The following is a 24,853-nucleotide window of genomic DNA, read 5'->3' on the forward strand; positions in this document are numbered from 1 at the left end:
AACCGCGCCTCTCGGAGAACCGCGCCTTTCGGAGAGCCGCTCAGGCCGCCGGAGGCTGGTCCTCGACGAGGCCGAGCCGGAACGCGAGGATCACCGCGTGCACGCGGTCCCTCGCACCGAGCTTGGCCAGCACCCGGCCGACGTGCGTCTTGACCGTGGACTCGCTCACGTAGAGCTCCTCCGCGATCTCGGCGTTGCTGAGTCCTCGGGCGATCGCGAGGAAGACGCCCCGCTCGCGCTCGGTGAGGGACTCGACCGCCGCGGATGCCGCAGGGGTGCGCTCCTGCCCGCCGACACCGACCCGATCGAGGAGCACCCGGGTGATCCGCGGAGACAGCACGGCATCACCACGATGCACCGCGCGCACTGCGGACAGCAGCTCGTGGCGGTGAGCGTCCTTCAGCAGGAAGCCGCTGGCGCCGGCTCCGATCGCGCCGAACGCGTACTCGTCGAGATCGAAGGTCGTCCAGACGAGTACGCGGGTCGACGGGTGCTCGTGGACGATGGCCTCGGTCGCGGCGATGCCGTCGAGGCCCGGCATCCGCACGTCCATCAGGACGACGTCCGGATGCAGCACCGCGGTCTGCGCGATCGCCGATCGGCCATCGGAGGCTTCTCCGACGACCACCAGGTCGTCCTCCGCCTCGATCACCATGCGGAAGCCCAAGCGGATGAGCTCCTGGTCGTCGACGAGCAGCACACGGATCGGGATGGTCATGACTCGTGGTCCTTCGTCTGGGGAGGGAGTTCGGCGCGCAGCAGCCACCGGCCTGAGGGGTCGACGCCGTGCGTGAGGGATCCTCCGGCGTGCGCGACCCGCTCTCGCAGCCCCTGCAGGCCGTAGCCCGGCACATGCCCGGCCTCGGCGGCGACGACGCCGTCGTTGGCGATCTCGACGGTCGTCGCGCGGAGAGAGCGGTCGATGCGCACTGCGACGGCGCTCGCTCGTGGAGCGTGACGCATGGCGTTGGTGACCCCCTCCTGCACCAGACGCGAGATCGCATGCTCGATCGCAGGCTCGGATCCGGACGGCCCGGTGGACACCAGGGTCACGGGGAAGCCCGCCTGCTGCGCATGGCGCACGGTCTCCTCCGGCGCGGGAGCGGTCAGTGGACCGAGGGGTGCGGGGGCATCGTCGTCGCGCAGCACGCCCAGCATCGCGCGCATCTCTCCCAGCGCCGAGCGGGCGGTGTCCGCGGCAGCCGTGGACGCGGCCCTGGCGCGAACGGCATCCGTCGTCGCCGCCGCGCCTTCCGACAGCGCCACGATCACCGTCAGGGAGTGCGAGACGATGTCATGCATCTCTCGCGCGATGCGTGCCCGCTCGGCGGCGGCGGCGAGCCGAGCCTGCTGATCGCGTTCGACGAGCAGCTGCCGCGAGCGGTCGATGATCGCCGCCAGGTAGCGTTTGCGGCCGCCGACGTTGATGCCGATCAGCGTGCCGATCAGGCCGACCACGAGGTTGCCGAGCACACCGTTCGCGGCGGCTTGCAGGTCGATGGGACCTGCTGCCATCAACATCGCGGAGACGGCCGAGACCCCGGCCAACCCGGCACCGAGACCGGCCCAGGCCAGGCGGGTCGAGCCGTACACGGCGAGGGAGTACGCGGCGACCGTCACCATCGGCGTTCCGCCGGGAGTGCCGAGGAAGAGGAAGAGGACTTCGGTCGCGAATGCTGCGGTGAAGGGGATGAGAGGATGCCGTCGGCGCAGCGGGATCGCCGCGCACGAGAGAAGCACCGAAAGCCCGATCAGCACGGCGAGGACGGTGCGGAGGGGCTCGGGCAGCTCGGGCCCACCGAGCCGAGCGGGGGCGGAGGACAGCACCAGGCAGACGAGCGCGATGAGAATGTCGGTGAACAGCGGATGCCGGGCCCAGTAGCGCCGAAGGGCGCCGGGGGGACGCGGAAGCCGCAGCCCGTCGTCCTCGGGGACGACGACGCTGCGGCCACCGGACTTCGTCACGGAGCGACTCTACGCGTCGCGCGTGCGCAGCACGGTCCAGGCGCCGAGGAGTCCCGCGGCGACCCACCCGGCGAGCGTGAGGTACGCCACGGGCTCGTCGAGCCCGCTGCCAGGGAGGATCGCGCTCTGCGCGGCGACCATGGGCAGGTACTGCGCGGCATCCGACACCCACTGCCACGACTCGCCGGCGATGCCGAACATGCTCGACACGACAGGGAGTACGAAGAGCAGCCCGACGGTCGCGGCGATGGCGCCGGCGCCGGAGCGGATGATGAACCCGAACCCGACGCCGATCAGGGCGAACACCGCCATCGCGACGGAGGCGGCCAGGATCGGCTGGAACGAGGCAGCGGGGTCCGACCAATCGATGCTCTGATCACGCGAGGCGACGATGCCCGAGACGGCGAGGGCCGCGGCGAGGAAGATGATCACCGACGACACGAACAGGAACACCGCGAGCACGATCGCCTTCGCGGCCAGCACCGTGCCGCGCACCGGCGTCGCGGCGAACGTCGAGCGCACCATGCCCGTCGAGTACTCGCCGGTGACCGAGATCGCCCCGAGGACGCCGGCGAGCAGCATCGTGAATTGGATGGGGGAGACGACGGCCTGGATCGGCGCGAAACCCGGGATGTCGACGGCCTGCGCGATGAGCACGGCGATGCCGACGGTGAGTACGGTGACGATCGCGATCGACCACCAGGTCGAGCGGAGCGTCGCCAGCTTGATCCACTCGCTGCGCACGGTGCGCAGGAGAGAGGAGCGGTAGGGGTTCGTGGTGCGCACGCGCACGGCCGGCGCGGGTGCGGTCTGGACGGCGGTCATGAGATCTCCTTCGTGCGGTACTCGACGGCGTCGCCGGTGAGCGCGAGGTACGCGTCCTCGAGAGAACCGGTGGTCGGGGTGAGCTCGTGCAGCGGGATGCCGCGGTCGGCGGCGAGATCCCCGATGCGCGAGGCGGCGAGACCCGTGATATCGAGCAGATCGGGCTCGGCGCTGACGATCTCGATGTCGGGTCCGGCGAGCAGGGCGGCGAGGTCGGCGGCGCGCGGGGTGCGCACGCGCACTCTCGTCGTCGTCCACGCGCGCACCAGATCGGGCAGCGCCGCGTCCGCGAGCACGCGCCCGCGGCCCATGACGATCACGTGATCTGCGGTCTGCGCCATCTCGCTCATCAGGTGGCTCGACAGCAGCACGGTCCGGCCCTCCGAGGCGGCGTGACGAACGAACTGCCGTACCCAGCGGACACCCTCAGGGTCGAGTCCGTTGACGGGCTCGTCGAGGATGAGTGTGTGCGGGTCGCCGAGCAGAGCGGCCGCGATGCCGAGGCGCTGTCCCATACCGAGCGAGAACTTGCCCGCGCGCTTGCGCGCCACCGCCCCGATCCCCGCGAGATCGATCACTTCGTCCACGCGCGAGGAGGGGATGCCGTGCGTCGCCGCCATGGCCCGCAGGTGGTCGCGGGCCGTGCGGCCGGTGTGCACGGCCTTCGCATCGAGCAGCACGCCGACCTCGGTGAGCGGCGCTCGCAGCTTCCGGTACTCCTGGCCGGCGACCGTGGCGCGCCCCGCCGTCGGGCGGTCGAGGCCGACGATCATGCGCATGGTCGTGGACTTGCCGGCGCCGTTCGGCCCGAGGAAGCCTGTGACGCTTCCGGGCCGGACGGTGAACGACACGTCCTGGACGGCTGTCTTGTCTCCGAACCTCTTGGTGAGGCCTTCCGCTGTGATCATGCCTTCGACGCTACGAGCGCGGAGGGCGGCGGCGCGTCCTCCTCAGGTACCGTCTCCGGCGCCGGGCATCCTCCGTGAGAACGATCTACTCGTCGACGAACTCGAAGGTCATGTCCTCCGGGGCCGGTCCCCACGGAGACCAGATCACGTCCGGATCGTAGACGTCGACGCCGCGCTCAGTGATAGCTCCTGAGGCGTATCCGTCGGCGTCCATTGCACGGAAGGTCATCCAGTACCAGCCCCACGAGTCCATCCGAAGGCGCTTACGCACGATGCCGTCATCATCGAGCACGATCAGGGCTGACGGGCCTGCCATCGATCCGACATGGACTGTGCCGTTCGGCGGGCCGGCGATCTCGACCACGAGCCCTGTCGTGCTGGCCTCGGACACCAGCATGTCTTCGAAACCGGTCAAGCCTTCGAAGCCCGTGACGTCCACCGGCATCACGGTGAAGGATCCTGACGTCGCGGACGACTGCTCGACCTCGTCGTAGGCCCAGGCGCGATAAGCGTAGGTGCCCGCCGGCAGCTGCAGTCCCCGGGGATCGAAGGTCCACGTGCCGTCTTCCGCTACGGCGGGCGCGTATCGCTCCTCCTCCATCTCGACGACGACGGCAGATCCGGGCGAGGCGGTGCCGCCGATCACAGGAGCGAAGTAGCCGGAGACCTCGGTCGGTGTCGAGACGCCCGGCGTCAACGGCGTCTCGGGGTTCGGTTCCTCGGTCGGGTCGGGAGCATCGTCGGGGGCCGTCGTCGGGCGGTCAGGATAGGTGGGGTACGCGGCATCCGGATCCTCGACGAGGTCGACGGAGTCGACCGTCGGATCGTCGACGAAACGCCCGGTGCGCGGCGGCGCCGGGTCCGGGTCGGTGTCGACGACGGGATCGGGGGACGGCTGAACGCCGCCGGCGTCCAGCTGGGGGGTGGCAGGCCCCACGGGCTGGGCAGTGGAGGCCGCCGGCTTCACGGTCTCGGAGAGTGCCGCCGTGGGGTCCGAGCTCGCAGGACTGGTCAGTGTCAGCAACGAGGCGAAGAGGATGCCGCCGATCGTGAGCGCGCTGGCGCCGCCGAGGAGCCAGCTGCCGATTCCGATCCCGCTTCCCGTGAGCAGGAGAGCCGCGGCCGCCGTACCAGGGGCCAGTGCCGTGCCGGAGGGGATCGCGACGCCGAGGGCGCCGAATCCGACCGCCGAGAGCGTGACGCTCTGCAGGCGACGCGCGTCACTGCGGAGCGTGATCAACAGGTCGCTGCACGTGGTGCAGGTCGTGAGGTGCGTCGAGACCTCGGCCTGGAGCGCGGCGTCGTCCGGCTCGGTCAGGTGTCGCGGGAGCAATCGGGCGACGTGGGTCTCGTCGAGCCTCAGCGCGACGGGCACCTGGCGGGTGAGCCACTGCAGTTTCAACCCGGAACGGGCGCGTCTGTGCAGTGCAGAGACGGCGTTCGGCTTGATGCCGAGCTCTTCGGCGATCACGGGGCGGGCTACCTCGGCGACCTCGGACAACCACAGCACCCGCTGCCAGCGCTCAGGGAGCTCCTGGAAGGCACCCAGCAGGTCGTTCGCGCTCGCCTCGCGTTCGACGAGGCTCAGCGCATCACGGAAGTCGACATCGTCCGCCTCGACGGTGTCATCGACGCGCTGCTCCTCCTTGCGCCACCGGATGGCGGTGTTGCGCATCACGGCCTTCAGGTACGCGAAGAACGCGAAATCCGGGCCCTTGCCCGACGTCGTCACCTGCTGGTAGACGGCGAGGAACGCTTCGGAGACGAGGTCCTCGGCGCGGGAGCGGTAGGTGCGGTTGGCGTAGCGGAGCGCAGCACCGACGTGTCGCTCCCACAGCACGACGTAGCTCGCCTGATCGCCGTCTCGCAGCTGACTCAGCAGCTCGGCGTCCGTACGCGAATCCTCCACGATCTCCCTCTCCGAAGACGCACGCTCCTCCCCAGGAGCAGCCGAGCGGAGAACGTGTGAACACCGATCGGTTGAACGACTATTCACATGATAGGAGCAAGGGTCGCTCGAATGGCCACGAACTCGTCATCCGTCGCCGCTGAAGCAGGGCGCAGCCCCCTCGGACACCCCCAAGCATCCATCAGGGTCCAACCCGATCGAGGAGGGGGCTGCGCGGGGCAGTCACGGAGGGAGAGCTCCGGAAGACGTACCCACCTGGAAGGAGTCGGACACGGCGCGGAAGTGACGCGGTTCGGAGCAGAAAACGCAGAAATCTCGTTCGTCGTGCGTACAGGACCTTCGAATCCCGTCTTCATCACGCCGATCGGTGTGCTTAGCCCCCGACGGGGGTCAGAACCGGCCGGTCTCCGCGGGGCTCCGGGCCGTGGGCCATACTCTGATCCCGTCGCAGCGACGCGAGCACCCCACGGATCGCCCCCAGCGATTCGCTCCATCGCTGCGTCTTCATACAGCGTCATCGCTGGGCACGGCCTCCCGACCATTCCCCTTCCCACGGTCATCGGAGGCCGTGTCTGCGAGAGGCTGGAGGAAGTCGTGTCTACGAGCGGCTAGAGGAGCTCGTCGATCGCGGCAGGGTCGACCGGAAGCGCGTCCTTCGTATCGGACTCGGCGACGAGATATCCCTCCGCCCATGCGATCCGCGCGAGCTCGAGCTTGGTCCGCGCGGGGCGCCCGGCGATCGTGAACTTGTCACGGACGCGCTTGAGGTACTTGCGCGCGGTGTCGTGCTTCACACCGATGCGGTCGGCGACTTCGGCGATGGTGAGGCCCGTCGCGTACAGGGCGAGTGCTCGCTCCTCTTGCCGGCTCAGCCGCAGAGCCTCCCCGCTGCCGTGGATCGCGGTCTGCGCGCGTGCAGTGATCAGGGGGCTTCCGCTCAGCGCGGCATCCGCTGTGAGGAGGAAGTCCTCCTCGGTGTCGCTGGTCGAGGCGACGGCGTCGATGCCGAGCTCGATCATGCGACGGGCGGTGTTGCGGTTGCGCAGAGACGAGAGCACGGCGATCCGCATCCCCGCGTCGCGCAGCGCGACGATCACGTCGAGATCCCGAGCGGTATCGTTCTCGGCCGGCACGTCCAGCACCAGCAAGTGGGGCCAGCGGGTGCGATCCGCGCGCTGAAGCCATGCTATGAACTGGCGGAGGGAGCCGCCGGTGTGAACGATCTCGAGCCCGAGTTCATCTGTGAGCAATTGCGAGGCCCGCATCCGTTGCAGAACGACTTCTTCCACGACTGCCGCTCGCCGAACCCGACGCCCATCGACACGGTTGCTCCGCATCGGTACCTCCCACGACTCTCGGAGGCACCGTCCGGCAAATGAGTTGACCCCAGCGGGCGTCGGATATCAGTGCTCCGTCACATTGGTAGTGCGCCTGAGCCGTGAGAAGTGACGCGGGGGTCAATTCTGACCCCTAAAAGGGGTCACATTGGCGGGATATTGCCCCGCGGTGATACCTGATGTTGCCCCCTAAAGGGGCGCTTGTATATCGATTCCATTGAATCGGCTGAAAGCGCGCCTAGGCTCCCAACCACGCGCCGGCGAGAGCGTCCGCGCTCCATGACGTAGGGGAGACACCATGGGGAAGACTTCACGACGATCAGCACGAAGGATCGTGAGCGGCGGTGCGGCCCTCACCGCCGCCGTTCTCGCTGCCGCCGGACTGGTGGTGCCGGCCGCCGTTGCGGCGCCGGGCGACGGTGTACTGACTGTAGAGATCAACCGCGACTTCTCCGGTGACGGCGTGTACGACGCGGCATATGACCCCGGTCAGGCGGGCGTCGGCGTCACCCTGACGGACGGCACGACGTCGGTCGGCCCCGTGGTCACAGACGGCGATGGCCGAGCCACGTTCGACCTCGGCACGCTCGCCGGTGACAGCTTCCGGATCGATGTCGCCATCACCGATCCCGATCTCGACTACCTCCAGCCCGCGCCTGCGGCACCCGCAACGACGCCCAACGCGTTCCGCAGCACCACCACATTCGTCGACGGCAGCACGCAGACGGTGCACATCGGCGTCTGGAACCCGAACACCTACGCCCCGAAGAATCCCAAGGTCGCCGTCGCCCAGCAGGTCGACCAGGCGGCAGCGGACGCCGTGCGCTCGCTGATGATCACGGACTGGGACAACCGGGGGCCGTCGACGATGTCCGACGCATCGAACACCGCGGGCATCACGACGATCGCGAACCAGGGCGAGACCGGCACGGTGTTCGGCATCGCGTGGGACTACCGGAACGACGCGCTCTTCACCGCCGCCTATGCGAAGGCGTCCACCGCGTACGGTCCCGGAGGACCTGGCGCGATCTACCGCACCGACAGTGCGGCCCTGGGGGTCGGCAACACCTCGCTCTGGGCCACTGTGCCGAACGCCGGCACCTCGGTGCACCAGACAACCACCGGATATGACGACGCGTTCTACTACGCCGCAAGTCGCGAGGGCCTCGGCGGCCTCGCGCTCTCCGACGACGGCAGCACGCTCTACACAGTGAACCTCAACGATCGCCAGCTCTACAGCTTCGACACCGCGACTGCCGCGCCGGGGCCGGTCGTACCGATCGCAGACCCCGGTTGCGTGAACGGCGAGTGGCGTCCCTTCGCTGTGGCTGTGCGTGACGGCAAGACATACGTCGGCGGCGTCTGCGACGCCTCTGACAGCCTGTCGCGCGCGGACCTCGACGCGTATGTCCTTCAGTTGGACGGCACGTCGTTCACGACCGTGTTCACGCATGGACTCGACGCCGCCCGCGGCGGACAGAACTACACCGACCCCACCGGCAACCTCTCGGGGCCTGGCGTCGCGACGCACTGGAACGCCTGGCGGAACACCTGGGACCCGGACGTCGCCGACTACAACGTGGTCCGTAGGTCCCCGCTGTACCCGACTCCCGTGCTGACATCGCTCGCGTTCGAGAACGACGGCTCGCTCATCCTCGGATTCCGCGACCGGAACACCGACACCCTCGTCTCCAATGGTTTCGAACCCACCGGACAACCCGATGCGCGAAAGGTCGGCGGCCAGATCACCGGCGGAGATATCAACAAGGTCTGCCTGACGAACGGCGTCTACGAGTGGGAGGGCACCGGATCCTGTGCGAACAACTCCCTCACGACGTTCAACGGTGGCGAGCCGGCCGGGCGCGTGGAGTACTTCCCCGGTGAGTTCGTGCTCGGATCCACACGCTACGGCGCAGGGGTGACTGTCCGTCACTTCGAGAACTCCATGGGCGGGGTGCTGCTGAACCCGCGCGAGGAGGACGTCCTCAACACCACGATGGACCCGACCGGCATCTACAACACCGGCGGCCTCGGTTTCTACGACCGGGCGACGGGAGCGGGTCCCGGTAACGATCCGCTCGCTCGAGGCCTGATCATCGCGGGAAACGAGACGATCAATTTCGGCAAGGGCAGCGGCCTCAGCGCCGTGAGCATGCTCGCGGAGCAGGCCCCGATCCAGATCGGCAACCGCGTCTGGTACGACGCGAACCATGACGGGGAGCAGGATGCGGCCTCCGATGAACCCGGCATCCCCGGTGTCGTCGTGCGGCTCTACGCGGCCGATGGAGTGACCGTTCTCGCGACCACCACGACGGACGAGAACGGCGAGTACTACTTCGGCGGCGAGGGCGGTTATCCGCTCGAACTCGGAGTCGACTACGTTGTCGAGTTCGACGTCACGGGTGTCGACCCGTCAGGTCTTCCTGGATCCCCGACGATCGATCAGCTCGCCTTCACTCTCGTCCGGGACGACGACGCGGGGCCGGTCCACGACTCCGACGCGACGCCCACCGTCGGCAACCCGCTGATCGGACGCACGACCGTCACGGCGCCCGACCAGCCTGGTGAGGTCGATCACACCATCGACGCCGGAATCTGGCCGCAGATCGGTGCGATCGATATCGTCAAGTACGACGGACGGCAGGACGCCTCGGCGAACCCGGTGGACGGTCCGGATGCTGTGGACGGCGAGTACGGCGGTCCGACTCCGGGCGACTGGGCGGCCGGCGTGGACGCGGACACCCAGGACGACGCGGTCGAGTACCCGGTCACGGGCGGCACCACGGGCTCCCAGCCCGTGAGTATGATCGTGACCAACACGGGCTCGACGCCGCTCACCGACATCACGGTCTCCGACCTCACCCTGCAGGGACCCGCGCTGACCGGCCTCACCTGCGACTTCTCCGCGGTGGGCGGCGCCGAGACGGGGACGACCTGGGCCGGTCCTTTGGCTCCCGGGGAGCAGTTCTCCTGCGTCGGCCAGGTCGAGATGGGCTGGGATGAGGTGCACAATGACATCGCCTCGGTGTCGGCTCAGCCGGTCGATGAGAACGGCGAGGACATCGACGGCACCGTCGGCGACGAGGACGGCTACTGGGCCGTGACGCCGGAGCAACCGGTGCTCGTGCCCGGTATCGACATCGTCAAGTACGACGGTCGTGCCGAGGCGCCGGAGAACCCGGTCGATGGTCCGGATGCGGTGGACGGCGAGTACGGCGGTCCGACTCCGGGCGACTGGGCGGCCGGCGTGGACGCGGACACCCAGGACGACGCGGTCGAGTACCCGGTCACGGATGGGACGACGGGCCCGCAGCCAGTGCGCATGATCGTGACGAACACGGGAGAGGCCGTGCTGACGGATGTCAGTGTCGCGGATCTCACTCTGTCGGAGCCGGCGTTGACGGATCTGACGTGTGACTTCTCGCCGCTCGGTGGCCCGGCGACGGGTACGAGCTGGGAGGGGCCGTTCGCTCCGGGTGCGCAGTTCTCCTGTGTCGGTCAGGTCGAGCTGGTCTGGGGTGAGGTGCACAACGACATCGCCTCGGTCACCGCGCAGCCCTTGAACGTCGATGGCGAGCCCTTCGGCGAGCAGATCGGTGATGAGGACGGCTACTGGGCGATCACCCCGGGTGAGCCCGGCATCGACATCGTGAAGTACGACGGTCGTGCCGAGGCACCGGAGAACCCGGTCGACGGTCCGGATGCCGTGGACGGCGAGTACAGCGGCGAGACACCCGGTGACTGGGTCGCCATCGTCGATGCCGACACAGAGCAGGACGCCGCGCAGTACGGCGTGACGGATGGCACGACGGGCCCGCAGCCGGTGCGCATGATCATCACGAACACCGGCGGCGCCGTGCTGACCGATGTCAGCGTCGCGGACCTGACTCTGTCGGAGCCGGCGTTGACGGATCTGACGTGTGACTTCTCGCCGCTCGGTGGCCCGGCGACGGGTACGAGCTGGGACGGCCCGTTCGCTCCGGGTGCGCAGTTCTCCTGCGTGGGTCAGCTCGAGATGGGCTGGGGCGAGGTGCACAACGACATCGCCTCGGTCACCGCGCAGCCCGTGAACGGGGATGGCGAGCCCTTCGGCGAGCCGATCGGCGATGAGGACGGCTACTGGGCGATCACGCCCGAGGAGCCGGTCACGCCCGGCGTTCCGGCCGTCGACATCACCAAGCGCCAGGCGTACACCGGTCTCGAAGCCGACACTGCCGAGACCGCGATCGTGGCGAAGGCCGGCGAGAAGGTCGCCGTGCAGATTCCGGTGACCAACACGGGAGCGGTCGATCTGTTCGCGGTGGTCGTGTCCGACAAGACGGACTCGGGACCTGCGATGACCGACTTCACCTGCGTGTTCCCCGACGGATCGATCGGCCGTGCGGTCGACGGCGCCGTGCGCTGGGAGGCCACCTTCGCGGATCCGGGCATGGCGTGGCAGCCGGGGATCAGCTTCACCTGCACCGGGGTCGTCACGCTGAGCGCCGGTCAGACCCACGCCGACACGGCATCGGTGTCGGCCGTGGCGGCCGACGGCACGGTCCTGACGGACTCCAACGCGTTCCACGTGCGGGTTCCGGCTCCGGGCCTCGCCGTCACCGGCGGCACCGTCGCGATCGGCACGATCGTCCTCGCGATGCTCATGCTCGGTGGCGGGCTGGTGCTGATGCGGATCCGTCGACGCTCCGCGCGGAGCTGATCAGTGCAGAGCTGAGCCGAATCGGTGAAAAGGGTGATGCCCCGGTCGATCCTCGACCGGGGCATCACCCTTCGTGTGTCAGTTCGGGGAGCGCCCGAAGGTCGTCGGGTCGACCGGGCGTCGCGCCCGCGGGAGCTTCTCGACCACGAGGAGGTACGACTCGGTGACCAGCTCGGCGACGAGGTCGCGATCGAGTGACGGTCCGGGAGTGAGTGTGATCCAATGCTTCTTGTTCATGTGGTAGCCCGGGATGATGTCGGCGAAGGCTTCTCGCAGCGCCACGGCGTCATCGGGATCCGACTTGAGGGTCACGCGTCCGGAGCCGTCGAGCGGGATCAGCAGGAAGACCAGCCCCCGCACCTTGTAGACGTCCCACTCGGGCCCGAAGGGGTTCTCGCGGGCCGCCCCTGGGAGTTCCTCGGTGCGTGCGGCGGCGGTCGATATCAATTCAGCGGCGTCCATGTCGTCTGTCCGCACACTCAGAAGAGCCGCTCGGCGCCCTTGTCGTCCGCGCGCGGCACGGCCGTGACGTGGTCGTCGAGGGATGCCGCAGCCAGCAGCGCCTCGTCGATGAGCTCACGGTCGCCCTGCGCGGTCAACCACTCCCGTGCGAAGTCGGTCGGGATCAGCACCGGCATCCGATCGTGCACCTCGGCGAGGTGCGCGGGCGCCGGTCGCATGACGATCGAATAGCAGGTGAACCATTCGCCGTCGGCGGTGCGACCACGCTGCGTGACGGCGGCCATGCCGAAGAGCGCACCGCCGTTCACGCCGAACTCGTGCCAGGTGCGAGAGGGCTTCTGCATCTCGTACCAGCCGGTCGCCGGGACGAGGGCACGTGAGCGGAGGCTGCCCGGTCGATCCTGCAGGCGCTCCGACCGCGTGTTGATCGACGGGAAGCGGGCGGGCGCACCGTCGACCAGGAAACCCCACCATGCGGGTTCGACGATGCTCTCGCCCTCGCGGTCGAGCACGAGCGGGTTGAGGTTGCGCAAGTTCTTGCCCGTAGGCCGCAGCGTCTCTCCGGCGTTCCGCTCACCCCACGATCTCAGGGCCTCGAGCACTGCCTCCTCGGAGGGCGAGAGCAGCTGATCGTCGGTGAAGCTGCCGGTGGAGCGCATTATTGAGGTGAGCATTATGCGTTCTGGCGATGGGGCTGTGTGTGGGTCTTGCAGAGGGTGCGGATCCAGCCGTGGGATGTGATCTGTTGGCCGGGCTGTCCGCATTCTTCGCAGATGCTGGTGCTCTGGTCTTCGGCGTCGCGGATGATTTCGTTGAACGTCATCTGGAGGTCGACCTCCTCGCTGTCTTCGGGGCGGGCGTAGTAGCGCAGGCTGCCGTACTTGGTCTTGCATTGCTCGACGACATAGCCCGGTGAGAGTCGCGCGAGTTGCATGTCGAGGCGAGTGATGAGGTCGAACCAACCGGGGCCGACGTCGATGGTCTCTGCCCAGGCTTCTCCGATGCGGTCGGCGATAGCTTGGACCTCGGGTGGCAGGTTGCTCATGGTCAGATCTCGGTGGGGGCGTCGGCGGCGATCGAGTCGGTTTCGTTGATGAACGCGAGGAACCGCCGCCCCTTGTCCGACGTGCGTGCGGCGAAGATGCCTTGCGCAGTCATCATCGTTGTCAGTGGGATGGAGGCCAGCCCATTGCGGTCGAGATCGGCAGCGGCCTGCTTGACCGGACCGTCCCAAACATTCGGGTGGACATTAAGTGCGGACCCGAGGGGCCCGTCGATACCGCCCATCATGATGTTCGCGTGCTGCTGGTAGAGATCTCGTGCTTGGAGCCAGCCTGTCGGGTCGGTGAAGTAGTGCAGCAGCCAGATGTGGAGAGCGTCGAAATCGTCGACGAGGCGGGTGAACTGCTCGCGCTCGGTCGCGGCGAAGGGAGCCCAGCTGCCGCCGTTCGCGACAGCAGCAGCGAGACGTTGACGCTTCTGCTGGCTCGCGGTCTCGGCCGCGGCGCGTTGCGCGCGGGTGACCGCGGCGATGAACTCGTCCGAGCCGATGACGTCCTCGATCGTGGTGGACTCGTCGAGCTGCTCGAGCGCGGTCGTGAGTGCGCGGGCGATCGCGACGTTGAACTCATGCTGGCGTTGCGCCTGCCGGCTCTCGAGAGCGTGCGCAAGCGTCTCGGCTGCGAGCGGGCCGAGGACGGGGATAACCGACAGGGCCGCCTTCCCCGCGAACGCGAGAGTGTCCTCGGCAGGTTCGTGGGGAGGGATGAGGTCATCGAGATCTGTCATGTTCCCATGATGGATCATGGTGCAGACACCGCGGCCAGAGTGTTGTGACCGCGGGGTTGACGTCGGAGTGCTGTCACCCCCTATGTTCAGAATGAGAGCGAGTCTCCCGGGCTGGGGTGTCGTCGAGCGACCAGTCTTGACTCGCGACCGTTGAACCCCCTTAATGTGAAACTGAGCGCGTGTCGCGCACTCGCAGCGACCGGATCGTCGTATGGTGTCACTGCGCGATATTCGTGTGCCTAGCCCGGTCCTGGACCGGGCTTTGTTGTTCCCGGGCGGCATGTCGCTCTCGTCGTGAGTGTTTGCCGCCCCTAGCGTCAGAGTGTCCGGAACTCGTCGCTCCTGACATCCGTGCCCGGCCAGGCCCGTTCCTCGAGCGGGCCTTTCTTGTGCCTGCTGGCCTCTTAGCTCCGCAGCGGATCCCTGCTGCGGTCCCGCTCGCCCATTGGCGAGCACCACCCCTGAGGGGAGGTCGCTTGATGACGTTGCTGAACGACATCACGACGTTCCTCGCTTCGCTGACAGGTCTGGTTCTTGCCGTGAACCAGACCATCTCCTTGCTCCGTAAGCCGACTGGCAAGCGGAAGCGCAAGGGCAACCGTCGGCGTCGCTAGGAGCCTCGAAAAAGCGTCAAATCGCCAATGGTTAAGGAGAACTCTGCCCAAAATCAGGCCCCAGAATGGCGCTTACCCGCGCGGTGCCCTTGTTGATGGGGTCAGGCAGCAAGGATCTCGTCACGGAGGCGGGCGGTGACCGCGTCGCGGAGCGGGCGGACGTTCTCCGGGGTCCAGTCCGTCGGGTCTGGGAACGACCATTCGAGGTAACGACCCGCGGGTGCTGCAGGCAGGGAGAGCCCGGGCTTCATCGCGACGACGATGTCCGCCGTGGCGAGATCCTCGGGAGTGACAGCTCGGGGGATGCGGCTCGTGATGTCGAGGCCGAGCTCGGCGATCGTCGCCGCGATCGCGGGGTTCACCGTTTCCGCGGGTGAGGTTCCGGCGGAGGTGACGGTGTAGTCGCCGGGCGCGAGGATCTCGAGCAGGGCTGCGCCGAGTTGGGAGCGGCCGGCGTTGTGCTGGCAGAGGAACAGGACGGTGGGGGTGCTCATGCGGGTGCTCCAAGCAGTGCGGGAAGGGAACGGGTCCAGGCCTGGGTCGCGACTTGGACGGCGTCCCAGGGTGATCCGAGCGGGGGCGTGTAGGAGAGATCGAGGTCGGAGACCTCCGCAACCGTGAGGCCCGCGTGCAGGGCGGTGGCGAACGTGTCGACGCGTTTCGCGGTCTCGGTGCCGAGCCTGCCGACCAGCTGCGCGCCGAGGAGACGCCCGGTGCTGGTGTCGCCGGTGATCCGGAAGGTGATGGGCTGCGCGCCCGGGTAGTAGCGCTTGTGGTCATCCGCGGCCGACTGGACCGTCGCCGGGGAGTAGCCGGCCACCGCGGCGTCCTGATCGCGCAAGCCGGTGCGGGCCGCGACCAGGTCGAAGACCTTCACGACCTGGGTGCCGACAGACCCGGTGAACCGGGCGCGCCCGCCGATCGCGTTCTCTCCGGCGACCCGCCCCTGCTTGTGCGAGGTCGTGCCCAGCGGCAGGTAGGTGGTGCCGAGAAGTCGGTGGTGGGTGATGATCCCGTCGCCGGCGGCGAACACGTGCGGGAGACCGGTGCGCATCTGCTCGTCGACGACGACCGCCCTGCCCGCGCCGAGGGTCGCGCCGGCGGCTTCGAGGAGGGCGGTGTTGGGGCGGACGCCGACGACGGCGAGGACCAGGTCCGCGGTGTGCGTGACGGGCTGCCCGTTCCGGGTGCCGGTGACGACGAGCCCTGCGGAGGTCTTCTCGACTCCGGCGACGAGGGTGCCGGTGTGGACGTCGACGCCGTGCTCCTCGAGTTCGGTGCGGACGAGACCGGCAAGTTCAGGGTCGAGGGTGGAGAGAACCTCGGGTCCGCGCTGCAGCTGCGTGACCTGCATGCCGCGTGCCGCGAACGCCTCCGCCATCTCCAGGCCGACGTAGCCTGCGCCGATGATGATCGCCGACGCCGGGTTCCGTTCGGTGAGGTGCCGGTCCAGGGCGAACGTGTCGCCCATCGAGTGGATGACGTGGACCCCGTCTTCGGGGCCAAGCCGGTCGAGCCCGGCGATGCCCGCGTGGGAGGGGAGCGCCCCGGTGCCGACGACGAGCTCGTCGTAGGCGATCGTCGACTCGACGCCCGCCTGGTCGCGGACGGTGAGGCGGCGGCCGGGGACGTCGATGCTCGTGGCGAGCGTGTTCAGCCGCAGCTGCATGCCGGTCGCTTCCAGGTCCGCGTGGGTGCGGTGTGCGAGGGACTGCCAGGGTGCGACCTCGCCGGTGAAGTAGTAGGGGATCCCGCAGATCGAGTAGTTCGGGTAGGCGTCCGCGACGATCACCGTCACCTCAACCTCTGGGTCGAGTTCCCGGGCGCGGAGGGCGGCGGAGATGCCGGCATCGCTGCCGCCGATCACGGCGATATGGGTCATGCGAGAGACTCCTTCGAAACGGCGGCCGCGGGATGCGAGCCGACCGGGGCGGGCGGCGGGGTGAACAGGACGACGGCCGCGGCGACGCCAATCGCTGCGCCGAGGATCTGGGCGGCGAAGAACGGCGGGACCGAGGTGGGGGCGATGCCGGCGAACGTGTCGGTGAAGACCCGCCCGATCGTGACTGCCGGGTTCGCGAACGACGTCGACGACGTGAACCAGTAGGCCGCACCGATGTAAGCCCCGACCGCGGCCGCGATCACCGGCAGGGTCTGCCCGGCGCGGGTGAGGCCGGTGATCAGCAGCACCAGGCCCGCGGTGGCGACGGCCTCGCCCAGCAGCGTTCCCGCGCTGACCCGTTCGGTGGTCGCGATCGCGGTGGGGACCTGGAACATCAGGTTCGCGAGCACCGCCCCGCCGATCCCGCCGACCACCTGCGCGACGATGTAAACGATGAGCTCTCGGCCGCGCAGCCCGGTGCGGGTGCGGCGTCCGAGGATCGTGTCGGCGGCGGAGACGACGGGGTTGAAGTGCGCGCCGGAGACCGGGCCGAGCAACAGGATCAGCACCGCGAGACCGAACACCGTCGCCGTCGAATTCTCCAACAGCTGCAGCCCGACATCGGCCGACAATTCCTGCGCGGCGATCCCGGACCCGACGACGACCGTCACCAGCAGCCCGGTGCCCAGGAACTCCGCCAGGGCCCGACGCGCGAGTGCAGGGCGGGCGGTCACGAGGTGGCCTGCGTCGACGGCAGGAGCTCGGCGAGCAGCTGCTCGACGTGGCCCTGGATCTCGTCACGGACCGCGCGGACGCCATCCAGGTCGAGACCTGCGAGGTCGGTGAGCTGCCAGTCCAGGTAGCGTTTGCCCGGATAGAGCGGGCAGGCATCCCCGCAGCCCATCGTGACCACGGCATCCGCGGCCCGCACCACGTCATCGGTGAGAGGCTTCGGGAACTCGCCACTGAGATCGATCCCGGCCTCTTCGAGCACCGTCACGACCCCGGGGAGAAGTTCCGCCGCGGGCTGGGAGCCGGCGGAGCGGACGTGGACGCGGTCGCCGGCGAGCTGCCGGGTGATCGCCGCGGCCATCTGCGACCGGCCGGAGTTCTGGACGCAGACATAGAGGATCTCCGGAACCGTCTTCACGACCAGCCCGCGGGACTGCGCGAGCGCAGTGAGCCGGTCGTGAGAGAACTTCTCCGCCAGCGGTGGCAACAGCGACGTCACCGTCGCCGTGCGGGCCAGGGCCGCATACGACTCGAACACGACCCGCTCGACGGTCTCCTCGCCGACCAGCCCGGTGAACTGGTGCGCGAGCCGCTCCGCGGCCCGGTGCAGCACCGCATCCGCCGAGAGCAGCCCCTCCTGCCCGCGCGGTGCGCTCATGCCGCACTCCCGGTCGGGAGCAGCTCGCTGATGAGGGTCTCGACGCGGCCGCGGATCTCGTCCCGGATGCGGCGGACCGTGGCCTCGTCCTGACCTGCCGGATCATCCAGCACCCAGTCCTCGTAACGCTTGCCGGGGAAGATCGGGCAGGCGTCGCCGCAACCCATAGTGATCACCGCATCCGACTCCCGGACCGCTTCGACCGTGAGGAGCTTCGGGGTGTTCGAGGCGATGTCGATGCCCTCCTCGGCCATCGCGGCGACCGCGACCGGGTTGATCTGATCCTTCGGCGCGGACCCGGCCGAGAGCACCTCGATCCGATCCCCGGCCAGGGCCTGCAGGTAGCCGGCGGCCATCTGCGACCGGCCCGCGTTGTGCACGCAGACGAACAACACGGTGGGCTTGTCGGTCATGGTCGGATCCTCTCGATACGCGATTCGCGTGTTCATCTTGACGAACCGACTATAGCTCAGTCAAGATTGAGGCAATGAACAGTGAGCGAATTTTCTCGGTGGAGGAGCGGGCCCGCAAGCATGCCGCTCTCGCAGACCCCGCCCGGTTGCGGATGCTGGACCTGCTGACCTTCGGCGACCTCTCACCGACCGAGCTCCGCGAAGAGCTCGAGGTGCCCTCCAACCTGCTCGCCCATCACCTAAACGTGCTCGAGCGGGAAGGGATCATCACCCGCGGCCGCTCGGAAGGCGACGGGCGGCGGACTTATGTGCGCCTCGTCCCCGGCGCGCTGGCCGGTCTCGGCTCCTTCGCCGCGGCCGGTGCGGACCGGGTTGTGTTCGTCTGCTCGGCGAACTCCGCCCGCTCCCAGCTCGCCGAGGCCATGTGGAACACCGTCAGTGCCGTCCCGGCGCAGTCAGCCGGCACTCACCCCGCCGACCGCGTCGCCCCCAGTGCGATCGCGACCGCCGCTAGGCACGGGCTCGACCTCACCGGGGCGGTGCCGCGCCTCGTCGACGAGGTGGACATGGAGGGCGCGTTCATCATCACCGTCTGCGATCGGGCGCATGAGGAGTATCCGGCAGGGACCGTGCATTGGTCGGTCCCGGACCCGGTCCGCGTCGGGACGGATGCCGCGTTCGAGACCGCGTTCGACGACATCCGCCGCCGCGTCGACCAGCTCGCCCCTCGGATCCTCGCTCTCGCCTGACCCGGCGGGGGTGTGGTCAGTCGGTGCCGTTGCGGGCGGAGCGCCGTTCGATGAGCACCGTGTCCCGCCAGGTTCCCGCGTGCGGGCCGAGCAGCGACCGGGAGATGCGTTCCCGGGTGCCGACGACCCGGAACCCGGCCCGCGCGTGCAGGCGCAGGCTGGCGGTGTTCTCCGGGAAGATGCTCGACTGGATCATCCAGACCCCGGAGTCCTCTGCTGCCTCGACGAACGCGGCCAGCAGCATCCGGCCGATCCCTTCACCCTGACGGGCGGGGTTGACGTAGACCGAGTGCTCGATGACGCCGCGGTAGGCCGCCCGTGTCGAGACCGGGGAGGCGGCCGCCCACCCGATCACCCGGCCATCCTGGCCGGTGGCGACCAGGCGCGGGTCGGGGACCTTGCCCGTGTCGAACTGCTCCCAGGTGGGGGCGGTGGTCTCGAACGTGGCCTCCCCGCCGGCGATCCCGGCGGCGAAGATCTCCTCGACCCACGGCCAATCGGCCGGGGTCATCACGCGGACGTGGATCGTCATGAGCAGCAGGACGATCCGGTCGCATCCCCGGTGGAGCAGACCCCGGTCGCCGGCAGCGTGAGTGCGGCCTGCGAGGCCGACGGCAGGTCTCCGTCCAGCCAGGCGGTGATGGAGCGGACCTGCTCGTAGCCGGTGGCGAGGAGGAATGTCGGTGCGCGGCCGTAGGACTTCATCCCGACGACGAAGAACCCGGGCTCGGGGTGGGTGAGCTCGCGGAACCCGTGCGGTTCGACCGTCCCGCAGGAATGGACGTTCGGGTCGATCAGCGGCGCGAGCCGCTTCGGGGCCTCGACGATGTCATCCAGCTCGAGGCGGATTTCGCGGAGCATGTCGAGGTCGGGGCGGAACCCGGTCGCGTTCACGACCAGATCGGCGTCCAGCATCGCCGGCTCCCCGCGCCGTGTGCCGATCAGTCGGACGCCTTCACCAGTTGCGTCGAGGCGGGAGATCTCGAACGAGTCGACCACGGACACGACCCCGGATGCGACGAGCCGGTCGGTGCGGGTGCCGAGCATCGCCCGGTCCGGCAGCTCATCATCCGGGGAGGACGACACGCGGATCGCGGACGGGTTCCTGATCACCCAGGTCACCTGCGTGCCCGGCTCGTCCCGGACGAGCTTCCCGAGCGCGATGAGCGTGTTCGCCGCCGAGTGTCCCGCCCCGACCACCACCGTGTGCCGGCCCGCGAACCGCTCCCGATCCCTTCCGAGGACATCGGGCAGGGCGTGCAGGACCCGGTCCGCGACCAGGTCGAACCCGAGCGGGGTGAGCCCGGACGAGGCGAGCGGGTTCGGGGTCGTATAGGTGCCGGACGCGTCGATCACCGCGCGCGCCGTCCGCTCCTCAACGTCGCCGTCGGCCTGCTCGATGCGCAGCAGGAACGGGGCCTGCGCGCGCCCGGCTGTCCGGGTGCGATCCATGCCCTCCCGCGACACCGCGACCACCCGGGTCCCGAACCGGATCCGCGACCCGATCTCGGGGAGCTCCGCGAGCGGGACCAGATAGTCATCGACGAGCTCCTGCCCGGTCGGCGCGCGCCCCTCCGCGGGCATCACCCACCCGGCGGCCTCCAGCAGCCGCCGAGAGGCAGGATCGACCAGGTGCCGCCAGGGCGAGAACAGGCGGGTGTGCCCCCAGAGCTGCACCGACGCCGCAACCCGGTCCCCGGCCTCCAGCACTGTGAAGTCGATGCCCCGCTCGGCGAGGTTCGCCGCGGCCGCGAGACCGATCGGACCCGCGCCGATGATCACCACCGGCAGCGTCGCCAACCTATCCGACACGACCGTCCGGGGAGTGAGATCCAGCATCGTCACCATCAGAATCCTCCATGCATCGATGAACGTCGATGCAAGTATGAACACATCTATCGATGACTGTCAATATCGATTAGTATCGATGCATGGTCCAGTTGCTCGAGGTCACCGATGTCTCTGCCGGCGCGTCCTGCTGCGCGCCTCTCGTGAAGGAGCCGCTCGGGCAGCAGGACGCGGAGCAGCTCGCCGTTCGGCTTAAGGCCCTCGCGGATCCGGCTCGGTTGCGGCTGCTGTCCATCGTCGCCTCCAGCGAGGACCAGGAGGCGTGCGTATGCGACCTCATCGACCCGGTAGGGCTGTCGCAGCCGACGGTCTCCCACCACCTCAAAGTGCTCACCACGGCGGGCTTCCTGACCCGCTCCCAGCGGGGGACATGGGCGTATTACCGGCTCGTGCCGGAGGCGTTGGAGAGCGTGTCTGAGGTGCTCGTCAGCGCTTGAACTCGGGTTCCGGGCTGTGGAACTTCCGGAGTGAGCGCTGGCCCTCCCCGATGTCTCGGAGCGGCGGGTAGTCGCTCCATGCCCCGCCGGCGTCGATGCTGCGGCGGTAGGCCGTGTCGGCTGTGACGCCGACGATATCCGCGAGCACCGAGGCGGGAACGGTCTGCGCGAAGTGCTGCAGACGGGATGAGCGGAAGTGACGCAGGGTCAGTCCGTGTCGGGAGGCGACGAGCTCGATCGACGCGGCGGTGACATGCTGGTTTGGCATCGTCCCGGGGAACAGCCATCCGTGCGTGTCCGGATGCCGGCTCGGGCGCGCCTCGAGCTCGCGCAGTTGTGCGCGGACGAGAGCGGCGAGCCGGTCAGGGACAGGGATCGGCGTCCGGGCGAACGTCATCGTCATCGGGCCGGGCCCGTCGACGATCTCCTCGCGCGTGAGCGCGATGCTCGCTTCGACGGGTTGGGCGAAGACCACCGCGAACAGTGTGATCAGTCGTGTCGGCAGCGGGATCGACTCGTCGGTGAAGACCTGCGTGGCGATCGCGGCCAAATCAGGATCAGACAGATGAGATCCCGTTCCTCGAGAGCGGATCGTCGTCACCGTGACGTTGGGGGCGATCCGCTCTTGGACTGCCCAGGTCACGAACGGGCCGACCTGCTGGCGCACTCGATCCGCGGACACGAATCGGTCGATCGCCGGTTGATCGACCGTCTCGATCGTCATCCCGTGCGTGTCGAGCCATTGGAGCAGCTCGGCGATGTAGCGCAGCTGGGCGCGTCGAGCGCCGAAGGTCCCGCGGGTCATCGGACGGTCCTGGAGAGTGCGGCGGATCAGCGGCAGCATCCGCCAGCGGAAGAATCTCCCCAGTAGCGCCGAATGAGCGGCCGGGAGAGTCGCAAGCAACCGCGTCCCGTAAGTCTCCAGGTCGTGCAGGAGCACGTCGATCTCTGGGAGCACGCCGGCGCTCATCAGCGTGCGGCGGAAGTAACGCAGCTTCGTCGACGGAGGGAGAGCATCGAGCGTCTGGTGAGATAGTGCGACTGTCCCGGCGGCCATCGCGCGCAATGTCGAGGGGACCGGCTCACGACGAATCCATTTCAGGACGAGGTCACTGCTGCCGACGGAGAGAAGGTAGGTGTGAAGCGGGCGGAGGGGCTCTGCGACGTCCCCGGTGCCGTCATCGAGCAGAACCCGCAACCGCGAATCAAGCCGACAGGGAGCGCAGTGCGTTCCCTGCAGGTTCTCCTCGCGGCCGCAGGTGCGGCAACCGAATCGTCCAGGTTGGCCCGCGCAAGGTGAACAGACGGCGGTGCCGTGAGTATCGAGGTGAGCGAGAACCCGCGTGTGCGCGCAGCGCGGGCAAGGCGCAGGGTGCCGACGCAGCCAGGAATAGCAGGGGTTGCAGATCCGACCGCCGAGCAGCCGGTAGCGTGCGATCACCTCTCGGCGGCAACGATCGCAACGCGACGCCGAGCCTGTCACCCGTTCGGTTCAGCAGGCCGGTGCAGCCGTGCGGGAATGGGCCGCAGCTCACCAATGCTCGCTTTGGTCGGACCTATGGCGTTCGCGCGACGCTTCGCGGATGTAGCGACAGCGCGGATCTCGATGAGGTCATTCGGAGTGCAGGAGAAAATCCGGCAGAGCGCCGCGAGAACGGTCATATTCAGCCTGTCCGGAGTCTTCGTGACAAGACGGAACACCTGTTCCCTTGACAGCACCACACCCTGCTTCTGCAAAGGCCCCCGCAGATCCGTGGTCTGGAACATCCCGGCAGCAGACATCATCGCCCGCAGATTCCACTGGACCTGGTCATCGGAGTTCGTGGTCATCGGTGCTCCCGTAGATACTGGCCAAGGATTGAGCGACGATTCGGGTCTTGAAGTCGTCGCCGACCGAGGTGTAGATGGCGGTGGTCGACGCGTAAGCGTGCCCGACCTGATCCTGGACGAACCGCTCCGCGTACCCCCATTCGATCAGATTCGTCACGTAGGTGTGGCGCAGCGCATGCAGGCTCAGCTCCGGCGGAAGACCGACTTCGTCACGGATCTCCGCGAACCTCTGATCCAGATACCGCAACGACACCCGGGTGTTGCGCTCGGTCGGCCAGAGCGGACCAGACTCCGCGGCCCCGTAGTGTTCTCGATCCGACTTCACCCATTGCAGCAGCCCCTCGACCGCCCACGAGTACTCCGCCAACGCCAGCACCGTCCTCCGCTTCGGGCCGGACCCCCGTGACCCCTTGCCCCAGCGGACGTAAACAGCTCCGCAGGTGCCGAAGGCCGGAGCTGAAGGGTTCGATCTCAGATCCGGGACATCGAGCCCCGCGACCTCTGCGCGACGGAGTCCGAACGCATACGTGGTCTTGAAGATCAGCGAGTCTCGCAGCGCTGCCAATGCGCCCTTCTTTCCTGCCCGCTGGATCCGCAGGACCCGCTCATCCGCTGCTTCGAAGAAGCGCTCGAGCTCGTCATAGCTCAACGCCCGTCTTTGCGGTCGGCCCTCGTACTCCACGAGATGGACCACGGTGTTCCAGTCGTGGCAGATCTGCCGCGGCGAGGTCCCGAAACGATCGCTGCAGGCCCGCCGCCACCCATACCGGTCATCCACGAGGTAGTCGCAGAACATCCGGATCATGGTCTGATACGCCCGCAACGTGGACTTCGCCAACGGCCTACGGCCCGACAGCAGGTGAACACTGAACGCCTCCAGGTCAGACGATGTCCACTCCCAGGGGTAGGTTTCAGCGAACTCTTGGAACCGTCGGATCAGCTTCGCCCGCGTCGCAGCTGTCTTGCGCTCAAGCCCGCGGCTCGACTGCTGCTCCGCCCACCCGTCCAGCATGGAGTCGAGCATGAACTTCTCTTCGTGCAACGGCACGACGTTCTGACGCAACTGGAATGGAATGGGCGCGGACGCGGAATCAGACACGTCGAGAGTGTTGCATTAAACGCAACATTGATGCAAACTCCCCAACCTCAGAAGAGCTGTTCGGGTCCCGCTGTCGGCTTCTCATCGCGCATCGCGGTCACCTGGATCAACTCGTTGACGGGTGCAGCGGCGGCGATCGCCGCGTCGATCAGCGCGCCGCCAGGACTCGACGTCGTCAGCCACTCCTCGGTAAATCCCGGGCTGATCAGCAGCGGCATCCGATCATGCACATGCTCCAGATGTCGAGCTGCCGGCTGCATCACGATGCTGTAGCACGTGTACTCCGTCCCGTCCGCAGCCCGGCCGGGACGCGTCACTGCCGCCAAGCCGAGAAGACCGTCCTCAGGGGCGGTGAAGTGATGCCAGACGCGCGACGGCTTCTGCATCTCACGCCAGAACGACACCGGCACGATCGCCCGATCCGGGAGTTCGCCCTTGCTGCTCGCGAGGCGCTCTGATCGAGTGTTGATCGATGCGAAGCTCGCCGGCGCACCATTGACCAGATAGCCCCACCAAGCCAACTCCCAATCCGAGACCCCCGTGACGATAGGGTTCAGATTGCGCAGGTTCTTCCCGGTAGGGCGGAGAATCTCGCCGTCATTGCCCACCGCCCACGAGCGAAGCCCCTCGAGCACGGCGGCATCAACGGCGTCCCGATACTCGTCATCGGTAAACCGCGGGTCTAGCCCGTAACTAGC

General features: G+C 68.2%; 25 protein-coding genes. 4 read left to right on the plus strand and 21 right to left on the minus strand.

Going from position 1 to position 24,853, the window contains the following annotated elements:
* Window positions 1-40: 40 nt before the first annotated feature.
* The 6 genes from ACI3KS_RS03015 to ACI3KS_RS03040 all read right to left on the minus strand — a co-directional run bounded on the left by ACI3KS_RS03015 (window position 41) and on the right by ACI3KS_RS03040 (window position 6,896).
* Window positions 41-718 carry a response regulator gene (locus tag ACI3KS_RS03015; protein ID WP_404915066.1) on the minus strand — a complete coding sequence of 226 codons (678 nt, stop codon included), beginning with the start codon at window positions 716-718 and terminating at the stop codon, window positions 41-43.
* On the minus strand, window positions 715-1,965 hold the full coding sequence (locus tag ACI3KS_RS03020) for a sensor histidine kinase (RefSeq protein ID WP_404915068.1): 1,251 nt from the start codon (window positions 1,963-1,965) through the stop codon (window positions 715-717). The genes ACI3KS_RS03015 and ACI3KS_RS03020 overlap by 4 nt, the downstream gene beginning before the upstream one ends.
* 9 nt (window positions 1,966-1,974) lie before the next feature.
* Window positions 1,975-2,790 (minus strand): ABC transporter permease subunit, encoded by an 816-nt coding sequence (locus ACI3KS_RS03025; protein ID WP_404915070.1) that lies wholly within the window; start codon window positions 2,788-2,790, stop codon window positions 1,975-1,977.
* The gene (locus tag ACI3KS_RS03030) at window positions 2,787-3,698 is read right to left on the minus strand and encodes an ABC transporter ATP-binding protein (RefSeq protein WP_404915072.1); all 912 of its coding nucleotides are present in this window, start codon (window positions 3,696-3,698) and stop codon (window positions 2,787-2,789) included. Before ACI3KS_RS03030 ends, ACI3KS_RS03025 begins: the two co-directional genes overlap by 4 nt.
* Window positions 3,699-3,783: 85 nt before the next feature.
* Complete coding sequence (locus ACI3KS_RS03035) at window positions 3,784-5,607, minus strand: sigma-70 family RNA polymerase sigma factor (protein WP_404915074.1); 1,824 nt, start codon at window positions 5,605-5,607, stop codon at window positions 3,784-3,786.
* Between the two features lie 608 nt (window positions 5,608-6,215).
* Window positions 6,216-6,896 (minus strand): helix-turn-helix transcriptional regulator, encoded by a 681-nt coding sequence (locus ACI3KS_RS03040; protein WP_404915076.1) that lies wholly within the window; start codon window positions 6,894-6,896, stop codon window positions 6,216-6,218.
* Window positions 6,897-7,278: 382 nt separating this feature from the next.
* Between ACI3KS_RS03040 and ACI3KS_RS03045 the strand changes: the two genes are divergently transcribed.
* Window positions 7,279-11,643 carry an SdrD B-like domain-containing protein gene (locus tag ACI3KS_RS03045; RefSeq protein WP_404915078.1) on the plus strand — a complete coding sequence of 1,455 codons (4,365 nt, stop codon included), beginning with the start codon at window positions 7,279-7,281 and terminating at the stop codon, window positions 11,641-11,643.
* A 78-nt stretch (window positions 11,644-11,721) separates the two neighbouring features.
* Here ACI3KS_RS03045 and ACI3KS_RS03050 read toward each other — a convergent pair whose 3' ends face one another.
* From ACI3KS_RS03050 to ACI3KS_RS03065, 4 genes are read right to left on the minus strand one after another with little or no spacing between them, the layout of a single operon-like run.
* A complete protein-coding gene (locus tag ACI3KS_RS03050; protein ID WP_404915080.1) occupies window positions 11,722-12,105 on the minus strand; it encodes an MmcQ/YjbR family DNA-binding protein in 384 nt (127 codons plus the stop codon).
* Window positions 12,106-12,122: 17 nt separating this feature from the next.
* Window positions 12,123-12,779 (minus strand): SOS response-associated peptidase family protein, encoded by a 657-nt coding sequence (locus ACI3KS_RS03055; RefSeq protein ID WP_404915082.1) that lies wholly within the window; start codon window positions 12,777-12,779, stop codon window positions 12,123-12,125.
* The gene (locus ACI3KS_RS03060; protein WP_404915084.1) at window positions 12,779-13,150 is read right to left on the minus strand and encodes a hypothetical protein; all 372 of its coding nucleotides are present in this window, start codon (window positions 13,148-13,150) and stop codon (window positions 12,779-12,781) included. The genes ACI3KS_RS03055 and ACI3KS_RS03060 overlap by 1 nt, the downstream gene beginning before the upstream one ends.
* A 2-nt stretch (window positions 13,151-13,152) precedes the next feature.
* Window positions 13,153-13,893, minus strand: a complete 741-nt coding sequence (locus ACI3KS_RS03065) for a hypothetical protein (RefSeq protein ID WP_404915086.1) — start codon at window positions 13,891-13,893, stop codon at window positions 13,153-13,155.
* Window positions 13,894-14,372: 479 nt separating this feature from the next.
* On the opposite strand from ACI3KS_RS03065, the gene ACI3KS_RS03070 reads away from it, so the two are divergent.
* Window positions 14,373-14,507 (plus strand): hypothetical protein, encoded by a 135-nt coding sequence (locus tag ACI3KS_RS03070; RefSeq protein WP_404915088.1) that lies wholly within the window; start codon window positions 14,373-14,375, stop codon window positions 14,505-14,507.
* A gap of 101 nt (window positions 14,508-14,608) precedes the next feature.
* On the opposite strand, the gene ACI3KS_RS03075 is transcribed toward ACI3KS_RS03070, so the two are convergent.
* Genes ACI3KS_RS03075 through ACI3KS_RS03095 form a run of 5 tightly spaced genes read right to left on the minus strand, consistent with a single transcriptional unit; the run spans window position 14,609 to window position 18,192 of the window.
* Complete coding sequence (locus tag ACI3KS_RS03075; protein ID WP_404915090.1) at window positions 14,609-15,001, minus strand: low molecular weight phosphatase family protein; 393 nt, start codon at window positions 14,999-15,001, stop codon at window positions 14,609-14,611.
* On the minus strand, window positions 14,998-16,389 hold the full coding sequence (locus ACI3KS_RS03080) for an FAD-dependent oxidoreductase (protein WP_404915092.1): 1,392 nt from the start codon (window positions 16,387-16,389) through the stop codon (window positions 14,998-15,000). The genes ACI3KS_RS03075 and ACI3KS_RS03080 overlap by 4 nt, the downstream gene beginning before the upstream one ends.
* Window positions 16,386-17,123 carry an aquaporin gene (locus ACI3KS_RS03085; protein ID WP_404915094.1) on the minus strand — a complete coding sequence of 246 codons (738 nt, stop codon included), beginning with the start codon at window positions 17,121-17,123 and terminating at the stop codon, window positions 16,386-16,388. Before ACI3KS_RS03085 ends, ACI3KS_RS03080 begins: the two co-directional genes overlap by 4 nt.
* Window positions 17,120-17,779 carry an arsenate reductase ArsC gene (locus tag ACI3KS_RS03090; RefSeq protein WP_404915096.1) on the minus strand — a complete coding sequence of 220 codons (660 nt, stop codon included), beginning with the start codon at window positions 17,777-17,779 and terminating at the stop codon, window positions 17,120-17,122. The genes ACI3KS_RS03085 and ACI3KS_RS03090 overlap by 4 nt, the downstream gene beginning before the upstream one ends.
* A complete protein-coding gene (locus ACI3KS_RS03095; protein ID WP_404915098.1) occupies window positions 17,776-18,192 on the minus strand; it encodes an arsenate reductase ArsC in 417 nt (138 codons plus the stop codon). The genes ACI3KS_RS03090 and ACI3KS_RS03095 overlap by 4 nt, the downstream gene beginning before the upstream one ends.
* Window positions 18,193-18,266: 74 nt before the next feature.
* On the opposite strand from ACI3KS_RS03095, the gene ACI3KS_RS03100 reads away from it, so the two are divergent.
* Window positions 18,267-18,941, plus strand: coding sequence for a helix-turn-helix domain-containing protein (locus ACI3KS_RS03100; protein ID WP_404915100.1), 675 nt, complete (start codon window positions 18,267-18,269; stop codon window positions 18,939-18,941).
* 16 nt (window positions 18,942-18,957) lie between these two features.
* Here the strand turns inward: ACI3KS_RS03100 and ACI3KS_RS03105 are convergent, their stop codons facing one another.
* Together ACI3KS_RS03105 and ACI3KS_RS03110 are read right to left on the minus strand one after the other, a co-directional pair.
* Window positions 18,958-19,473 carry a GNAT family N-acetyltransferase gene (locus tag ACI3KS_RS03105; RefSeq protein WP_404915102.1) on the minus strand — a complete coding sequence of 172 codons (516 nt, stop codon included), beginning with the start codon at window positions 19,471-19,473 and terminating at the stop codon, window positions 18,958-18,960.
* Entirely contained in the window at window positions 19,470-20,789 is a 1,320-nt protein-coding gene (locus ACI3KS_RS03110; RefSeq protein ID WP_404915104.1) for an FAD-dependent oxidoreductase, read from the minus strand. Before ACI3KS_RS03110 ends, ACI3KS_RS03105 begins: the two co-directional genes overlap by 4 nt.
* A gap of 83 nt (window positions 20,790-20,872) precedes the next feature.
* Between ACI3KS_RS03110 and ACI3KS_RS03115 the strand changes: the two genes are divergently transcribed.
* Entirely contained in the window at window positions 20,873-21,226 is a 354-nt protein-coding gene (locus ACI3KS_RS03115) for a metalloregulator ArsR/SmtB family transcription factor (RefSeq protein WP_404915106.1), read from the plus strand.
* Here ACI3KS_RS03115 and ACI3KS_RS03120 read toward each other — a convergent pair.
* The 4 genes from ACI3KS_RS03120 to ACI3KS_RS03135 all read right to left on the minus strand — a co-directional run bounded on the left by ACI3KS_RS03120 (window position 21,216) and on the right by ACI3KS_RS03135 (window position 24,790).
* Entirely contained in the window at window positions 21,216-22,283 is a 1,068-nt protein-coding gene (locus ACI3KS_RS03120) for a hypothetical protein (protein ID WP_404915108.1), read from the minus strand. The genes ACI3KS_RS03115 and ACI3KS_RS03120 overlap by 11 nt on opposite strands.
* 422 nt (window positions 22,284-22,705) lie before the next feature.
* Window positions 22,706-23,056 (minus strand): helix-turn-helix domain-containing protein, encoded by a 351-nt coding sequence (locus ACI3KS_RS03125; protein ID WP_404915110.1) that lies wholly within the window; start codon window positions 23,054-23,056, stop codon window positions 22,706-22,708.
* Window positions 23,037-24,155 (minus strand): tyrosine-type recombinase/integrase, encoded by a 1,119-nt coding sequence (locus tag ACI3KS_RS03130; RefSeq protein WP_404915112.1) that lies wholly within the window; start codon window positions 24,153-24,155, stop codon window positions 23,037-23,039. The genes ACI3KS_RS03125 and ACI3KS_RS03130 overlap by 20 nt, the downstream gene beginning before the upstream one ends.
* Before the next feature lie 47 nt (window positions 24,156-24,202).
* On the minus strand, window positions 24,203-24,790 hold the full coding sequence (locus ACI3KS_RS03135) for an SOS response-associated peptidase family protein (RefSeq protein ID WP_404915114.1): 588 nt from the start codon (window positions 24,788-24,790) through the stop codon (window positions 24,203-24,205).
* Window positions 24,791-24,853: the final 63 nt, after the last annotated feature.

Origin of the sequence: Microbacterium sp. ZW T5_45 (assembly GCF_044987415.1) — a bacterium.
Classification (GTDB): domain Bacteria; phylum Actinomycetota; class Actinomycetes; order Actinomycetales; family Microbacteriaceae; genus Microbacterium.

What these genes read in the sequence shown, in the direction of transcription:
- ACI3KS_RS03015 (WP_404915066.1), bottom strand. Translation starts at nt 718, where the DNA reads ATGACCATCCCGATCCGTGTGCTGCTCGTCGACGACCAGGAGCTCATC.
- ACI3KS_RS03025 (WP_404915070.1), bottom strand. Translation starts at nt 2,790, where the DNA reads ATGACCGCCGTCCAGACCGCACCCGCGCCGGCCGTGCGCGTGCGCACC.
- ACI3KS_RS03030 (WP_404915072.1), bottom strand. Translation starts at nt 3,698, where the DNA reads ATGATCACAGCGGAAGGCCTCACCAAGAGGTTCGGAGACAAGACAGCC.
- ACI3KS_RS03050 (WP_404915080.1), bottom strand. Translation starts at nt 12,105, where the DNA reads ATGGACGCCGCTGAATTGATATCGACCGCCGCCGCACGCACCGAGGAA.
- ACI3KS_RS03055 (WP_404915082.1), bottom strand. Translation starts at nt 12,779, where the DNA reads ATGCTCACCTCAATAATGCGCTCCACCGGCAGCTTCACCGACGATCAG.
- ACI3KS_RS03060 (WP_404915084.1), bottom strand. Translation starts at nt 13,150, where the DNA reads ATGAGCAACCTGCCACCCGAGGTCCAAGCTATCGCCGACCGCATCGGA.
- ACI3KS_RS03065 (WP_404915086.1), bottom strand. Translation starts at nt 13,893, where the DNA reads ATGACAGATCTCGATGACCTCATCCCTCCCCACGAACCTGCCGAGGAC.
- ACI3KS_RS03070 (WP_404915088.1), top strand. Translation starts at nt 14,373, where the DNA reads ATGACGTTGCTGAACGACATCACGACGTTCCTCGCTTCGCTGACAGGT.
- ACI3KS_RS03075 (WP_404915090.1), bottom strand. Translation starts at nt 15,001, where the DNA reads ATGAGCACCCCCACCGTCCTGTTCCTCTGCCAGCACAACGCCGGCCGC.
- ACI3KS_RS03080 (WP_404915092.1), bottom strand. Translation starts at nt 16,389, where the DNA reads ATGACCCATATCGCCGTGATCGGCGGCAGCGATGCCGGCATCTCCGCC.
- ACI3KS_RS03090 (WP_404915096.1), bottom strand. Translation starts at nt 17,779, where the DNA reads ATGAGCGCACCGCGCGGGCAGGAGGGGCTGCTCTCGGCGGATGCGGTG.
- ACI3KS_RS03095 (WP_404915098.1), bottom strand. Translation starts at nt 18,192, where the DNA reads ATGACCGACAAGCCCACCGTGTTGTTCGTCTGCGTGCACAACGCGGGC.
- ACI3KS_RS03100 (WP_404915100.1), top strand. Translation starts at nt 18,267, where the DNA reads ATGAACAGTGAGCGAATTTTCTCGGTGGAGGAGCGGGCCCGCAAGCAT.
- ACI3KS_RS03105 (WP_404915102.1), bottom strand. Translation starts at nt 19,473, where the DNA reads ATGACGATCCACGTCCGCGTGATGACCCCGGCCGATTGGCCGTGGGTC.
- ACI3KS_RS03110 (WP_404915104.1), bottom strand. Translation starts at nt 20,789, where the DNA reads ATGGTGACGATGCTGGATCTCACTCCCCGGACGGTCGTGTCGGATAGG.
- ACI3KS_RS03115 (WP_404915106.1), top strand. Translation starts at nt 20,873, where the DNA reads ATGGTCCAGTTGCTCGAGGTCACCGATGTCTCTGCCGGCGCGTCCTGC.
- ACI3KS_RS03120 (WP_404915108.1), bottom strand. Translation starts at nt 22,283, where the DNA reads ATGGCCGCCGGGACAGTCGCACTATCTCACCAGACGCTCGATGCTCTC.
- ACI3KS_RS03125 (WP_404915110.1), bottom strand. Translation starts at nt 23,056, where the DNA reads ATGACCACGAACTCCGATGACCAGGTCCAGTGGAATCTGCGGGCGATG.